The following is a 14,039-nucleotide window of genomic DNA, read 5'->3' as shown; positions in this document are numbered from 1 at the left end:
AAATCGATTCGAGTCCAACGTACGTATACTCAAGGTGGAGTGTCGCAAGGGAGGGTTGGCGGCCGATGTTTCCGACGTACAGCGACCGTGACCTGGCATTTGTCGCCGACACGCTGGCCGAGCGCCCCGCAGACGTGCCCGCGCTGCGGGCAAAGCTTGAGCGCCCCGAGTTCCTGGACGTGGCGCTGGAGGACGACCGCTTGCTGGAGCGCATCCGGACCGACCAGGACGTCACCCTCAAGCTGTCGCCGCGCCTGCTGTTCACCATCCTGCTGCGGCGGGTGGCCCGCGACATCCGCCAGGCGCGCTACACGATGGAGCGCATCGGAGCGGGCGAGTCCGTACCGGTCTTCGACACCCCGCGCGTGCGCCAGCTCCTCGAGGACGAAGACGTGCTGGACTACCTGAGCGCGATGCTCGCCTCGTTCGTGCGGACGGAGACGTACGAGGTTCGCCTCCACAGGGCCGGGCGGGTGGAGCGCCTGCAGTTCTCGGACATGAGCATGGACGACATGATCCGGCTGGCGGACCTCGTGGAAGAGAGTTGGCGCTTCCCGCTGCTGCGGCGGATCGCCGACATCGCGCTGTTCGTCACGGGACTGTTCCCCGGGCACGTCCTCTCCAGGGGGTCGTACGCCCGGCGCATCCTGCCCGGCCGCGTGATCGGAGGCGAGTGGCGCAGCCTCGAGGAGTACGAACAGCAGGGAGCGGCCTTCTACCGCCGAGCCGCCGAGCACGAGGCGGCCTCGACGTACGGGCTGCGCCGGGTGCTCGAGCAACTGTCCGACAACTTCGCTGCGGCGCGCAAGCCGCTGTCGTTGCTCAGCGACCGGTATTTGCGCTGGCAACACCTGCGGCTGTTCGATCGATTGCAGTAGGACCTGCGGTGGTTCATGCGCATCTTCGCCACAGCCGACCTGCACGGTCGCCCCGATCGCGTCGAGGCCGTGCGCCGCGCGGCGGCGGAGTTGCAGCCCGATGTGGTGATCCTCGCCGGAGACATCACCCACGCCGGCAAGGGGACCGAAGCGCTCGCACTGCTCGACGAGCTGCCCGGTGTGGTGATCGCGATTCCGGGCAACATGGACACCTTCGAGGTCGACGGCACGATCGGGCGAAGCAGGGCGCGCAACCCCAACCACGGGGTGATCGAGCACGATGGCGTGCGCTTCTGCGGACTCCGCAACGAGCCGTGCGACGTGCTCGTCGTCCACGAACCGCCCTACGGCGTGCTCGACCGGACCCGCACCGGTCAGCACATCGGCTCTCGGTCGGTCCGCGACTTCGTCCTGCGGCTGAGGCCACGTCTGGTGGTGTGCGGCCACGTCCACGAGTCGCCGGGCATCAAGCCGCTGGGGGAAACGACCGTCGTCAACTGCACGATGGGCGACGACAAGACCCTGGGCGCGCTGGTCACCTGGGGCCACGAGCCGCGCGTCGATCTGCTGCCGAGGTAGCCGCGCCGCTGGGGGGCGCGGGGTCTGTGCGCCGCGGTTGCCCCCGAGCGCTTCCCTCGCTACCCTGCCCGTGGGCATGCCTCCACTTGTGAAGGGTCAACAACTCGAGTTGCTTATCGAAGGTCTCTCCTACGGAGGTCGGGGGGTGGCGCGCGCCGACGGGTACGTGGTCTTCGTCCCCTACACCGCTCCGGGAGACCGGGTGCGCGTGCGGGTGACCAGGGCCCGCCGCACCTTCGGCGAGGCCGAACTCGTGGAAGTCCTCCAACCCTCCCCGGACCGTGTGCCGCCGCCATGCCCGTATTTCGGGCCGTGCGGGGGGTGCACGTGGCAACACCTCAGCTACTCGGCACAGCTGCGCGTCAAGCAGCAGATCGTGATCGACAGCCTCCAGCGGCTGGGGGGGTTGCGAGACCTGCCGGTGCGTCCGATCGTCGGTGCCCCGGATCCGTACCACTACCGGAACAAGATGGAGTTCGCCTTCCATCCCGACTCGGTGCTCGGTCTCCACGCGCGCGGCCATTTCGACCGCGTCGTCGGCATCGACGCCTGCCTGCTCCCGTCGCCGCTGTGCAGCGAGATCCTGCGGGAGGTGAAGGCGTTCGTCCGGGCACGGGCGATCCCTTGCTACGACAACCGGACGCGGCGGGGGTTGCTGCGCCACCTCGTCTACCGCGAGGGCGTCCGCACCGGCGAGGTCATGGTCGGGATCGTCACCGTGCCGGGATCGTTCCCGGACGGCCCGGACCTGGCGGCTTCGCTGGTCGAGCGCCACCCCCAGATCCGCAGCATCGCGTGGGCGCAGTCGGGCTCTCTGTCCGACGCCGTGCGGATCGATCGCCTGGAGGTGTTGCACGGGCGCGACCACATCTTCGAGGAACTCGCAGGCAGACGGTTCGCCATCCGGTTGGAGACGTTCTTCCAGACCAACACCCAACAGGCCGAAGACCTGGCCGTCCGCACCCTCCAGATGGCGGAACTGCGCGGCGGGGAGCGCGTCGTGGACCTGTACTGCGGGGTGGGGACGTTCGCGCTCCTGCTGGCGGAGCAGGCCGGACATGTGTGGGGCATCGAGGTCGTACCGGCCGCGGTCGAGGCGGCGCGGGAGAACGCGGCGCGGGCGGGGGCAACCAACGTGGAGTTCGCATCCGGAGACGCGCGGCGATTGCTCCCGGACCTGGTCTCCCGGATCGGATCGCCGGACGTGTTGGTGCTGGACCCGCCGCGATCGGGTGCCGGGGGCAAGGTCATGCGCAAGATCGGCCGCGCCCGACCGCAGCGCGTGATCTACGTCTCCTGCAACCCGACCACGCTCGCTCCCGATCTGGCGGAGCTGCTCCCGTTCGGATACGAGATCCGGGAGGTGCAGCCGGTGGACCTGTTTCCGCAGACGTACCACGTGGAGACGCTCGTCCGCCTCGACCGGGTCGGTCGCTCCTGAGGCTCCGCAAGGTCCCGACACAGAAGCTGCCCCCTCTCCACGCGCCGTGGTCGTCGGCGCCACCGCTTCCGACAAGACGACGATGGTCCCCGGGCTCGCCGGGCTGCCGCTCCTCCAGGGGTGTATCGATCCGTCAGCGGTACAACCAGCGGTAGATGCCGTAGGATTCGAGGACGCGTTGGACGTAGCCGCGCGTCTCTCCGAAGGGGATGCGCTCGACGAACTCGTCCGGTCGGCCCCGCGGGAACCGGGCGAAGCGGCGGGCGGCACCGGGGCCGGCGTTGTACGCGGCGAGCGCCAGCGCCACGTCGCCGCCGAAGTCTGCCAGCCGGCCGGCCAGGTAGGTTGCCCCCAGGCGGACCGCCCGCAGGAAGTTCATCACGCCGAGATCTCGATGCGCTGCGGGGATTGGAGGATGCGCGACCAGAGGTCGCCGACCCGATCGATCCGGTCGAACACCGTGCGGAACGTCCACTGCAGGGGGTCGAAACCACGGCGCAATTCCTCCCACGTCACCGGCACGCTGACAGTGGCCGGGGGTACGGGGCGCAGGCTGTACACGGTCGCCAGCGTCTTGCCGCGCACGTTCTGGTTGTAGTCCAAGAAGACCTTGCCAACCCGGTCGCGCACCCTCCAGGCCACCGTCAGTTCCTTGGGGTGGCGGCGCACCAGCCAGGCGGCCACGGTCTTGGCGAAGGCGTGCGTCTCGGCGTACGTGTGGCGCCGTTCGATCGGGACGAAGACGTGCAGCGCGGTCTTGCCTGAGGTCTTGGCGTACGACCGGAGCCCGAGACCCGACAGCGCCTCCTCCAGCCAGAGGGCCGCCCGCCGCGCGGCTTCGAACCCCGCGCGGGAGTAGTCGGGGTCGAACTCGCCGTGCCGCCGCACGGGCTGTTTCCCCTCGGGGAACAAGAACGGGTCGATGTCGAAGACGACAAAATCCGGATAGTTGAGCACGCTGCGGTCGAGCGCTTCCTCCGATCCCGAAAACGCCGTGGCCACGCTGGAGCCCGGGATGGGCGCAACCCGGGAGAACCAGGCGTGCATCTCGATGCAGCCCATCTGCACCAGCCACAGCAGGGTTTCCTCGTTGTCGCAGATCACCACGCGGATGTCCCGCTTCCCCTGGTCCGACCAGACCCTTTCGGTTCGCACGAACTCCGGCGCGTCGGCGACGTCCTTCTGGAAGAAGTCCTCGCCGTGGATTCCCTCCGGGAAGCGGCGCAGCGTCAGAGGTCGATCCCGCAGGTGGGGCAGCAGGTATCGGGCGATCCGCCGGTAGTACTCGATCACGTCGCCCTTGCGGAGCCCCAGTTCCGGGAAGTACACCTTGTCCAGATTCGTGAAGGTCAGCGCGCCGATCTGCCGGGGCGATGTCCACTCTGCGGCCTGCGACCGCGAAGACGCGCCTGGGCTGCGGCCCACCGGGCGCGACCGCCCGGATGGACCGTTTCGAACGTCTGACACCGCCTCCTCACCGACGGGCAGGCGGACGTCGGCTGCACGCAGGTCGTCGCGCACACGGACGAACACCGGAAACCGCAGCTTGCCGTCGGGCGTGCGGCCCGCGTGCTCGACCTCCACCACCACCTCCGGGCGCACCCACGTCACCGGCTGCGCTGTCTCGGGCACCTCGGCGAACGGGCACGCTTCAGCGACGAGAGCGTCCAACCGTCGACGGAGGGAGCGCACGTCAGCCTCGGTGAATCCGCCGCCGGTCTGACCGATGTGCACCAGCCGGCCGGCGCTGTCGTACTGGCCGAGCACCAGTGCTCCCAGCGTCGCAGCGCGGTGTCCCTTGCCGCGCGTGAACCCGGCGACCGCGGCCTCGGTCGTCTGCTTCCCCTTGATCTTCAACCAGTGGGGGCTGCGCACCCCCGGCTGGTACGGGCCATCTGCCTTCTTGGCGACGACCCCCTCGAACCCGTGCCGCCGCGCAGCCTCGAACAGCGCCCGGCCGTGCTGCTCGACGGCGTCCGCGCGCAGCACGCCGGCCGGCAACGACAGGCCCTCCAGCGCGCGACGCCGCCGCGCGAACGGCTGGGCCCTCAGATCGTGCCCGTCCAGATACAAGCAGTCGAAGACCACGTAGAAAACAGGCACCGCTTGCATCGCGTGCCTTACGTCCGGTTCGGCCGTCAGGTGCATGCGCTGCTGCAGGCGGGCGAAACTGGGCCTGCCCGCCTCGTCGGTGGCGACGATCTCACCGTCGAGGACGACGCTGGTGACCGGCAGCCGCCTGAGGGACTCCACGATCTCCGGGAAGCGGGCGTTGATGCGCCGCAGCGATCGGTTGTAGACGGCCACCTCCTGGGCCGCCCCGCGCCGCCGGACGAACGCCAGCGCGCGGATGCCGTCCCACTTCACCTCGAACCACCAGCCTGGCCGATCGAACGGCTCGTCCGCCGGCTGGGCGAGCATCGGAGGAAACGGCTCCGGAAACGGATCGGCCGGCTCCGGCCCGGGGGTCGGGTCGGCTCCCACGGCCCAACGGGCGTCGGCATCGGCGCGGATCTCCTCGATCGTGCGGCCGCTCGCCACCGATCTCGTGCCGGTGGGATCGTATCCGGCAACCGCGTACTCGTCGCGGCCCTTGAACAACAGCCAGTCGCGTCCTCCGTTGCGCTTCGTCCTTACCAAGTGGAACTCGCCCCGCAGCTTGTCGCCGTAAAACCGCAGCGTGAGTTTGCCTTGCTGAAACGCTTCCGATGGCTCGCCCTCCAGGCACTCGTACGTTCCCCGATCCCACAGCATCACGGTCCCCGCGCCGTAGTTCCCGGGCGGAATGACGCCCTCGAAGTCGCCGTACTCGATCGGGTGGTCTTCCACCAGAACGGCCAGACGCTTGTCGGCCGGGTCCAATGACGGCCCTTTGGGCAGGGCCCACGAGCGCAGCACGCCGTCCATCTCCAAGCGCAGGTCCCAGTGACGGGCCCGGGCGTGGTGTTCTTGGACGACGAACCGCCTCCCGCTGGCGGTCTGGGAGGTCGAACCCTGCGGCTCGGGCGTCCTGTCGAAACGCCGCTTGCGCCGGTACTCCTCCAGGCCGTCGCGGGGCGTCGGCACAGGCTTGCGGGACATCAGGTCCAGTGTAGCCTGCTAGGGTGGAAAGGTCAGGCGCCGCAGGTCGAACCCGAGCCGAAACTGAGGTAGGTAACCGATCCACCGGCCCCGTTCGGTCAGCTGCGGGGCCTGTACGAGGAGCACCACGGAACGGGCGCCAGCGGGGAGCTTAGGGAAGACGTAGATGCGCTCGAAGGTCTGGTCGGTCCGCAGCACCACGTTCGCGGCAGCCGACCCCTCGACGACCCGATGGATCTCTTCGTCGACGAAGAGGTTGACGACGACCGGGCCCTCGACGAGCAGCCGACTGCGGTTGCTCAGTTCGAACGACATCACGGTGTGGCCGCCGGCTAGGGCACGGTGCCTGTCGCGCTCCGCCGCCGACGGTACGCGGGCGACGTAGTACGGGTGATCCACCAGCCCCGGGGTTACCCACACCGCCACGACGAGGATCGCGCCCCCGCCCGCCACCAGAACGCCGCTGCTGGACTCGTGTCCGGCCGGCGCCTCCGCAGCCTGCCCCGGCGCTGCGAGCGCAACCCCCAACGCGACTGCCCAGACGCCTAGCCAGGGCCCGACCCCGTTCCTATCCACCATCGGCGAACCCCGGTTCCTGGTACCGGTTCCTGGTACCGGTTCCTGGTAGTACCTCGGGCGCGGGGCGGCATCCGTCCGTCCTAGGGTGCAGGCGCCGGCTCGGGGGCCGGTGGGTACCGCAGGGGCGGGAGGGCCGCCTCGATGCCCGCACGCTGCCCCTCCAGCCACGGGGGGAGCACGAGCGACTCGCCGAGGTGGGCCGGGTCCTCGTCGACCGCGAAGCCCGGCCCGTCGGTGGCCAGTTCGAACAGTACGCCCCCGGGCTCGGTGAAGTACACCGATCGGAACCAGAACCGGTCGACCACGGGCGTGGGGCGCATGCCGGCCTCCGCCACCCGGCGCCGGACCTCCGCTTGGTGATCGTCGTCGGCGACGCGCCAGGCGAGGTGGTGGATCGTCCCGACACCCCACCGCCCCCTTCCGGCGTTCGGCACTTCGCGAACGTCCAGGATCCTCCCGGAGCCTCCTCCGTCAACACCGAAGCGGTGCCAGCCCCCCTCCTCGCCGAGGAACTCGAAGCCCAGCACCTCAGTCAGAAACCGCGCGGTCGTCGGCAGGTCCCCCTCCCAGGTGCGGGCCGCATGCAGTCCACGAACCTGCTTGTCCGCCGAGACGGGCCCTTCCTCCCAGGGGCTGAACGCCCGGTCCTCGACTTCGACGAGCGCCACATCCAGGCCCTGGGGATCGACGAAAGGCAACGTCCGCTCGCCAAACCGCGTCTGTGGTTCGCCCACGACGACGCCGTACCGTAAGAGGCGCTCCCTCCAGTAGCCCAAGGTGCCGCTGGGAACCGCCAGAGAGACCTCGACCGACAGGCCGACGCCCTTGCGTCCGCGCGGCAGGTGATCCCACGGGAAGAAGGTGAGGTCGGTACCAGGGCGTCCCTCGCCATCCGCGTAAAACAGGTGGTACGTCCCAGGGTCATCCTGGTTGACGCTGCGCTTGACGAGCCGCATCCCCAGGACGCCCGCGTAGAAGTCGAGGTTCTCCTGGGCCGGTCCTGAAATAGCGGTGACGTGGTGTAACCCGAATACGGACCTCACGGCCTCACCTCCCAACGGATGTCTCCCCGACGGCGGGCCACGGCGCTCGGCCCCTGATCGTCCACCCAGGCAACGGCTCCCGGCGTTGGTACATTCCCGGCCGGGTCAGTCGGCGGCATGCGCCATCAGACGCAAGGCGTAGGTCGTCGCCTCCGGGCCGGTATCGTGCGTGAAGTAGCAGAACGCGGTCGCAATCGGCGCCGACCGCAAGTGGTCGGCCCAAAACCTCAGCCGCTCTTCGTTGTAGCGCAGCCGGTGCAACCGGTAGTAACCGAACGGCGCGGTGTGCACGAGCGGGTCGCAGGATCCGTCGTCCTCGCCGATGCACAGAGCCGCCCCGTAGCGGTGCAGCAGCTGGTACACCTCGTCTCGGTACCAGCTGGCGTGGCGGAACTCCACCGCGACCCGCGAAAAGGGCGGCAGCGCCGCCAAGAACGCCTCCAGCAGCGCGTCGTCGCGCCGCAGCGAGGGTGGACACTGGAACAGCACCGGTCCGAGCGCGCCGCCGAGGATCCCCAGGCGTTCGTGCAGCCACCGCACCTCCCCGTCGACGTCGCGAAGCCGCTTGACGTGCGTGATCCGCCTGTGGGCCTTGATCGCGAACCGGAAGTGTGTCGGCACCTGGGACTTCCACGCCTGGAGGGTGTCCGCTGTGGGCATGCGGTAGAAGGAGGCATTGATCTCGACCGTGGGCAAGCGGGTCGCGTAGTGCGCCAGCAACCGGTCGTTGGGCAGTTCGGAAGGATAGAACAGCGGCTTCCAATCCGGAAAGGCGAAGCCGGACGTACCGGCGAGGACGTTCATCTCTCCGCACCAGCGCGAAAAGGGCGCGACCCTCCCTACTTGTGGCGCTCGCGCATGCCCGCCGCGCGCTTCGGCCGCGCCGCAGCCGGGCGCTTGGCCACGCGCTGTTCCTTGGCCATCTGCAGGCTGCGCCGCAGCGCCTCCATGAGGTCGATCACCTTCTCCTCGCGCGGCGGTGCGACCTCCGGGGGTGGAGCCCCTTCCACCTTCGCCTGGATGACCTTCAGCAGCGCCTCCCGGTAGTCGTCCTTGTACTCCTGCGGCCGGAACTCCATCGCCATCCCATCGATCAGCTGCACAGCCATCTTTCGCTCGTTCGGATGGACCTTGACCTCGATCGGGTACTCCTCCAGCTCTGAGATCGCCCGGATCTCGTCCGCGTAGTACAAAATCTCCAGGACCAGGGCGTCCCGGTACGGGCGCATCGCGACGAGGTGTTCCTTCTCCCGCAGCACGACCTTCCCGATTCCCACCCTGCCGGCGGCGTCGAGGGATTCCTGCAGCAGTTTGAACGCCTTGGCCCCGCCGGAGTCAGGGGCGAGATAGTAGGCGCGCTCGAAGTAGATCGGATCGATCTCTTCGAGCTGCACGAAGCCGAACAGGTTGATCGCACCCGCCGTGGGCAGAGGTACCTGTTCGGTGTCCTCATCGGTGATGGCAACGAACCGGCCCTTTTCGTACTCGAACCCCCGCACGATCTCGTCCCAGTTCAGGTCCTTCTCACACGCCGGGCAGCGCCGGACCTGCTTGATGGGCGTCATGCAGGTCTTGTGGAGCTGGCGAAAGCGGACGTCCTTGGACTCTTGCGCCACGTACAGGCGCACGGGGATCGTGATGAGGCCGAAGGAGATGTGTCCTTTCCAGATCGGGCGCATGGAAACCTCGGTCCGCAATCAGAACTCGGCGACTCCGGCCGTCAGGACGGCTGCGAAACGTCCCGGCCCCGCAGACCGCCTACGATCGACTTCCGTAGGACTATGCTACGCCCTATTGTCCAACCCAGGCTCGCCGGAACCACTCGACCGTCCGACGGAGCCCCTCGTCCAGCGAGACGGTGGGCCTCCATCCGAGCGCCTGTTCGGCACGCGATACGTCCAGCGCGATCCGGCGTACGTCCCCCGGCCGCGGCGGCCCGTACCGCGGTTCGCCCCAGTACCCGGTTTGGGCCTTGAGTGTGTCGAAGACCTGCTGCGTGCTGGTCTCGGTCCCCGTGCCGATGTTGAACACGCCGTCTGCGTCGGCTGCCAGCGCGGCGGCGTTCGCCGCAGCCACGTCGCCGACGTACACGTAGTCCCGCGTGTGGAGCCCGTCGCCGAAGATCGTCGGGGTCTGGCCGGCGAGCATCGCGCGGGTGAAGATGGCCACCACGCCGGCCTCCCCGTGCGGGTCCTGTCGGGGTCCGTAGACGTTCGCGTACCGCAGGGCGGTCCAGCGCAACCCGTACAGGTGTTGGGCGGCGAACAGGTGGTGCTCCGCACACAGCTTGTGTACGCCGTACGGGCTGATCGGGCGGGCCGGATGCGCCTCGGTCACCGGGAGGGCTTCGCACTCACCGTAGATCGCTCCGCCGGTGCTCGCGAACACGAAGCGGCGCACTCCGGTGCGTACGGCTTGCGTGATCAGGTTCAGGGTCCCGAGGACGTTCACACGGGCGTCGGCCAGCGGCTCGCGGACCGAGACTGCCACCGACGGCTGAGCCGCCTGGTGGCTGACCGCGTCTGGCCGCTCCGCGTCGAACACCTCGGCGAGGGCGGCGTCTGCGATGTCCAGAACGTGGAGTCGCACGTCAGGGGACAGGTGCTCGCGCCGGCCGCTGCTGAGGTCGTCGACGACGCAAACCTCGTGCCCGGCACCGAGCAGCGCCTCCACCACGTGCGATCCGATAAACCCCGCCCCGCCCGTGACCAGGACCTTCATGAGTGTCCTCCCCCCGATGATCTCGCCGTCCGCTGAGGGGCCAGGATTTGGCACCCCTTCGCCAGAATACTCCGCTGCAGCCACCCACCGACGTACGATGGTCAGGCCCGACCCGTCTGCGCTGGCCGAGGGGGACGCGCACGCGCTGTTCCGCCGTGCTCTCGCCTTCCGGGACGAAGACGCCTGGCGGACGCTGTATGCCCGCTATGAGGCGCTGGTCGCTGCGTGGGTCCGCCGCCACCCCGGCTTCCTGCGAACCGGAGAGCCGGTCGAGTTCTTCGTGAACCGGGCCTTCGAGAAGATGCTGGCCGCGGTTGACGAACATAAGTTCACACGCTTTCCCGACGTCCCCAGCCTGCTGCGCTACCTCAAGATGTGTGCGCACAGCGCCATCGTCGACGTGCTGCGCCGCCGAGAGGAAACGCTGTTGGCCGACGACCCTCCGCCGGGCAGCGTGCCCGACGTCGAGACCCTGGCCGTCCGCAACCTGGAGCGCGAGGAACTGTGGGAAGCGATCCTGTCGGTCCTCGCCGACGAACGGGACCGCGCGCTCGTTTACGAGTCGTTCGTCAACGGCGCCTCACCTCGCCAGATCCTGGCGCGGCTGCCGGGGCTGTTCGACTCCGTGGAGTCGATCTATACCACCAAGCGGAACATCCTGGCGCGCCTGCGCCGCCATCCGAAGATCCGCGCATTCCGGGCGTAGCTCGGCGGACCGACTGGCATCATCGCCTCCGGATGCACCACCTCCTGTCCGCCGGACACAACAGCGGCGGCCCGTTGCCGGGCCGCCGCTGCGGGGGGTGGGGCACTCTCCCCGACGAGCGTCGGGGAGCTCTTGTCAGACACCCGAGCCGACCGTCCGCATGACTGCCGCGCGCTGGCGGCGCGCCGCCCTCCGTTCGGTTCTTTGGCGCTCCCGCTCCGCGCGCAACGCCTGCATCCGCTCGTACACTTCTACCATCCGCAGAATCCACGCATTCGCTTCAAGCGCCCGCTTGTGCGCTTCCAGGCCCTCCCTGGCCATGCGCTGCGCTTCCTCCAGCAACTGCTTGTGCTCGCCTCGGTGGACAGCGTGGTACGCCGTGTGCCTGCGGAGCTCATCGCGGACCGCGACCAGCGCCTGTCGCTCGCGCTGCAGCACCCGACGGTGCTCCTCGCGGAAGGAGGTCGTCTGCCGGCGGATGTCGCGCAACACGGTCCGGTGCGTCCCAGCCATTCGTCCGCCTCCACAAAGAGCGGGCCGTCGCCCGCCCCGTCGGGAGGCGCCGGCCCGCACGCTCGACGACAACACAAAACGCAGCGCCACCCCGCCGCGCTGCAGGTGTGGTTGGCTGCGTCAACCCCATCCTAGCGCCGTACGCCTTCGAGGTCAAGCGAGGCACTCCCTATGGTCTGCCAGCGCAAGCGCACCGTGCAGGCACGATCCCGCAATCGCTGACCACCCGTGCCCCGGACGCCCGCAAGGTCCTTCGGGCCCAGCCCCTTGACAGCCTCAGGACGGCCGGGTTAGATATTTAGGAGTCCTTATTATATGGAGGTGGCCCGTGGCGATCCCCGGCTACACCTACGGCACGGCGGAAGTCGCCCGCAGCCCCGTGTCTGCAGAGGATCTGCGCAGACTCCAGCAGGCGGCGGCCATCACGGACGAGGACCTGCGGTACCTGCGGATGGCAGGGGATGTCTTGGAAGACCAGGTGGAGCAGATCCTGGACGTCTGGTACGGGTTCGTGGGCTCCACCCCGCATCTGGTTCACTACTTCACCGGACCCGACGGTCAGCCCCTGGGCGAATACCTGGCCGCAGTCCGTAAACGGTTCGGGCAGTGGATCCTGGACACCTGCCGCCGCCCCCACGATCAGGCGTGGCTGGACTACCAACACGAGATCGGCCTGCGGCACCACCGGGTCAAGAAGAACCAAACGGATGGGGTGCGGTCCGTGGATCACATTCCCCTGCGCTACGTGGTGGCCTTGATCGCGCCCATCGCCTTGACGATCAAGCCGTTCCTGGCCAACAAGGGGCACCCCGCAGAGGACGTGGAGAAGATGCACGCAGCCTGGGTAAAGGCGGTGGTCCTGCAGGTCGCTCTGTGGAGCTACCCGTATGCGAAGGTGGGTGACTGGTGAGCCGGCACGACAACCCTGGGGTGAGCCGCTTCGCCCCGGTCCGCTCAGCTGCGCCTCGATCCGATCCGTGACCCGCTAGCTGGCATCGAGCAGCAGTCTTCCGGTGCGGCAGATCTCGGCGTACAGGCGCGCGCTCGGGCGCTCCCTACGCTCCTGCGTGACGGGGTCCATCGCAATCAACCCGAACTTCATCCGCCATCCTTCGGCCCACTCGAAGTTGTCGAGCAGAGACCAGTGGTAGTATCCCTGGACCGGCACACCATCGGCGATGGCACGGTGCACGGCGCTCAGGTGATCAAGCAGGAACCGAGGCCGCATGTCGTCGTCCTCGTCGGGAATGCCGTTTTCGGTCACGAACACCGGTCGGGCGTAGCGGCGCCACACCTCGCTTAGCGCACGGTAAAGCCCGACGGGATAAACCTCACCGTACCCGTAGTCGCTCATCTGCGCTCCCGGCGTGTAGAAGTTCCTTCCGAAGGCGTAATGGATCCGCCACGGCACGAAGCGGACACGCTCGCGTGTGTAGTAGTTCACACCGTGAAAGTCGACCGTGTTCGCACACTCCGGCATCCGGCCCGACCACAGGATCGAGCGGCCCTCTCCCCGATGGAGGACGTCCAGCCACACCCAGTTGAAGAACTGCGACTGCAGGCCGGCCGCCCACGCATCGGTTGTGGCCCGCTTGTGGGCAGGATCGAACAGGCGAATATTGTGAGCCGTGCCCACGCGGGCGCCCCGTCGCACTGCGTGGATCGCCCGATAGGCCGCGGCATGCGACCGCAGCAAATTGTGCAGCGCGCGGCGGGCACGCAGCGGATTGCGGACGGCCGGCGGGAAGACGCCCTGCAGGTAGCCGAGCACGAGGACCACGTTGGGTTCGTTGATGGGAACCCACAGTTCCACCAGGTCCCCGAACCACTCGGCGCAATGCCGCGCGTAACGTACGAACCACTCCGTGATCCGCGTGTTCTCCCAGCCGCCTGAGCGCGCCACCCACAGCGGCAGCGTGAAGTGGTTCAGCGTGACCATGGGTTCGATGCCCCGCGCGCGCAGGCCGCTGAGCATCTGGCGGTAGCGCCCAGCGGCGGCATCGTCGAAGTATCCCTCCCGCGGCTCCAGGCGACTCCACTCCAGCGACAGCCGGTGGGCGTTCTGGTTCAGCGCCGCCATCCGGTCGAAGTCGGCCTCCGCGTTGCGCCACCAGTCGCACGCGCGGCCGGACCGGTCCGCGTTTCGGATGCGCCCCGGCTGCTGCTCGAAGGCCCACCAGTCGTTGTTGGTGTTGTCACCCTCGACCTGATGGCTGCTGGTGGCGGTCCCCCAGCGGAAGTCCGAAGGAAACTGCTTGCCGGCCACGGAGCGAACCTTGGGCCGTCGCGGCCCGTTTCCCTCCTCGGAGGCGAGCACGCACCCCTATCGAAGATCACACTCCCGAGGCGAGCTGCCCAGGGCGTGAAGCGCGGCTGGAAGGGCCGCGGCACCGGCCGGTCCCACCTGCACTTCGAGGTCCGAAAGGACGGCACACGGGTCGATCCGCCGCGCGTGTTGCGCTGAGGCCACAGCGTGCTCCCCGACCCCGCGTCGCACC

14 protein-coding genes are annotated in these 14,039 nt (G+C 68.6%); 5 read left to right on the top strand and 9 right to left on the bottom strand.

The features are described 5' to 3' along the window. The first annotated feature begins 65 nt into the window (after positions 1 to 65). The 3 genes from QN163_06615 (at position 66) to rlmD (ending at position 2,898) form a co-directional block, all read left to right on the top strand. Positions 66 to 878 carry a hypothetical protein gene (locus QN163_06615; GenBank protein ID MDR5683680.1) on the top strand — a complete coding sequence of 271 codons (813 nt, stop codon included), beginning with the start codon at positions 66 to 68 and terminating at the stop codon, positions 876 to 878. Positions 879 to 893: 15 nt separating this feature from the next. Next, complete coding sequence (locus QN163_06610) at positions 894 to 1,457, top strand: metallophosphoesterase (GenBank protein ID MDR5683679.1); 564 nt, start codon at positions 894 to 896, stop codon at positions 1,455 to 1,457. 76 nt (positions 1,458 to 1,533) lie between these two features. Further along, positions 1,534 to 2,898, top strand: a complete 1,365-nt coding sequence (rlmD, locus tag QN163_06605; GenBank protein ID MDR5683678.1) for a 23S rRNA (uracil(1939)-C(5))-methyltransferase RlmD — start codon at positions 1,534 to 1,536, stop codon at positions 2,896 to 2,898. A 133-nt stretch (positions 2,899 to 3,031) separates the two neighbouring features. Here rlmD and QN163_06600 read toward each other — a convergent pair whose 3' ends face one another. From QN163_06600 to QN163_06570, 7 genes are all read right to left on the bottom strand, one after another. Further along, a complete protein-coding gene (locus QN163_06600) occupies positions 3,032 to 3,277 on the bottom strand; it encodes a transglycosylase SLT domain-containing protein (protein MDR5683677.1) in 246 nt (81 codons plus the stop codon). Next, a complete protein-coding gene (gene ligD / locus QN163_06595; GenBank protein MDR5683676.1) occupies positions 3,277 to 5,979 on the bottom strand; it encodes a non-homologous end-joining DNA ligase in 2,703 nt (900 codons plus the stop codon). Before ligD ends, QN163_06600 begins: the two co-directional genes overlap by 1 nt. A gap of 18 nt (positions 5,980 to 5,997) precedes the next feature. Next, the gene (locus tag QN163_06590) at positions 5,998 to 6,558 is read right to left on the bottom strand and encodes a hypothetical protein (protein MDR5683675.1); all 561 of its coding nucleotides are present in this window, start codon (positions 6,556 to 6,558) and stop codon (positions 5,998 to 6,000) included. An 80-nt stretch (positions 6,559 to 6,638) separates the two neighbouring features. After that, a complete protein-coding gene (locus tag QN163_06585) occupies positions 6,639 to 7,601 on the bottom strand; it encodes a ring-cleaving dioxygenase (GenBank protein ID MDR5683674.1) in 963 nt (320 codons plus the stop codon). Between the two features lie 105 nt (positions 7,602 to 7,706). Next, positions 7,707 to 8,405: a DUF72 domain-containing protein gene (locus QN163_06580; GenBank protein MDR5683673.1), complete on the bottom strand. Its 699-nt coding sequence runs from the start codon at positions 8,403 to 8,405 to the stop codon at positions 7,707 to 7,709. Between the two features lie 35 nt (positions 8,406 to 8,440). Continuing rightward, on the bottom strand, positions 8,441 to 9,280 hold the full coding sequence (locus tag QN163_06575; protein MDR5683672.1) for a Ku protein: 840 nt from the start codon (positions 9,278 to 9,280) through the stop codon (positions 8,441 to 8,443). Positions 9,281 to 9,392: 112 nt separating this feature from the next. Continuing rightward, positions 9,393 to 10,322, bottom strand: coding sequence for a GDP-mannose 4,6-dehydratase (locus QN163_06570; protein MDR5683671.1), 930 nt, complete (start codon positions 10,320 to 10,322; stop codon positions 9,393 to 9,395). A 97-nt stretch (positions 10,323 to 10,419) separates the two neighbouring features. Here QN163_06570 and QN163_06565 point away from each other — a divergent pair, with 97 nt between their 5' ends. Beyond that, complete coding sequence (locus QN163_06565; GenBank protein ID MDR5683670.1) at positions 10,420 to 11,028, top strand: sigma-70 family RNA polymerase sigma factor; 609 nt, start codon at positions 10,420 to 10,422, stop codon at positions 11,026 to 11,028. Positions 11,029 to 11,163: 135 nt separating this feature from the next. On the opposite strand, the gene QN163_06560 is transcribed toward QN163_06565, so the two are convergent. Further along, positions 11,164 to 11,541: a hypothetical protein gene (locus tag QN163_06560; GenBank protein MDR5683669.1), complete on the bottom strand. Its 378-nt coding sequence runs from the start codon at positions 11,539 to 11,541 to the stop codon at positions 11,164 to 11,166. A 328-nt stretch (positions 11,542 to 11,869) separates the two neighbouring features. On the opposite strand from QN163_06560, the gene QN163_06555 reads away from it, so the two are divergent. Continuing rightward, positions 11,870 to 12,451: a protoglobin domain-containing protein gene (locus tag QN163_06555; protein ID MDR5683668.1), complete on the top strand. Its 582-nt coding sequence runs from the start codon at positions 11,870 to 11,872 to the stop codon at positions 12,449 to 12,451. A 75-nt stretch (positions 12,452 to 12,526) separates the two neighbouring features. On the opposite strand, the gene QN163_06550 is transcribed toward QN163_06555, so the two are convergent. Continuing rightward, on the bottom strand, positions 12,527 to 13,807 hold the full coding sequence (locus QN163_06550; protein ID MDR5683667.1) for a glycoside hydrolase family 1 protein: 1,281 nt from the start codon (positions 13,805 to 13,807) through the stop codon (positions 12,527 to 12,529). Positions 13,808 to 14,039: the final 232 nt, after the last annotated feature.

This window comes from Armatimonadota bacterium (assembly GCA_031432545.1).
GTDB classification, from domain to species: Bacteria; Sysuimicrobiota; Sysuimicrobiia; order Sysuimicrobiales; family Sysuimicrobiaceae; genus Caldifonticola; species Caldifonticola tengchongensis.
Note: the sequence above shows the minus strand (reverse complement) of the source record. Positions and strands in the feature narration are given on the sequence as shown.

Bases quoted from the DNA above. Each gene is read 5' to 3' on its own strand.
- QN163_06615 (MDR5683680.1), top strand. From the start codon at position 66: ATGTTTCCGACGTACAGCGACCGTGACCTGGCATTTGTCGCCGACACG.
- QN163_06610 (MDR5683679.1), top strand. From the start codon at position 894: ATGCGCATCTTCGCCACAGCCGACCTGCACGGTCGCCCCGATCGCGTC.
- rlmD (MDR5683678.1), top strand. From the start codon at position 1,534: ATGCCTCCACTTGTGAAGGGTCAACAACTCGAGTTGCTTATCGAAGGT.
- QN163_06600 (MDR5683677.1), bottom strand. From the start codon at position 3,277: ATGAACTTCCTGCGGGCGGTCCGCCTGGGGGCAACCTACCTGGCCGGC.
- ligD (MDR5683676.1), bottom strand. From the start codon at position 5,979: ATGTCCCGCAAGCCTGTGCCGACGCCCCGCGACGGCCTGGAGGAGTAC.
- QN163_06590 (MDR5683675.1), bottom strand. From the start codon at position 6,558: ATGGTGGATAGGAACGGGGTCGGGCCCTGGCTAGGCGTCTGGGCAGTC.
- QN163_06580 (MDR5683673.1), bottom strand. From the start codon at position 8,405: ATGAACGTCCTCGCCGGTACGTCCGGCTTCGCCTTTCCGGATTGGAAG.
- QN163_06575 (MDR5683672.1), bottom strand. From the start codon at position 9,280: ATGCGCCCGATCTGGAAAGGACACATCTCCTTCGGCCTCATCACGATC.
- QN163_06570 (MDR5683671.1), bottom strand. From the start codon at position 10,322: ATGAAGGTCCTGGTCACGGGCGGGGCGGGGTTTATCGGATCGCACGTG.
- QN163_06565 (MDR5683670.1), top strand. From the start codon at position 10,420: ATGGTCAGGCCCGACCCGTCTGCGCTGGCCGAGGGGGACGCGCACGCG.
- QN163_06560 (MDR5683669.1), bottom strand. From the start codon at position 11,541: ATGGCTGGGACGCACCGGACCGTGTTGCGCGACATCCGCCGGCAGACG.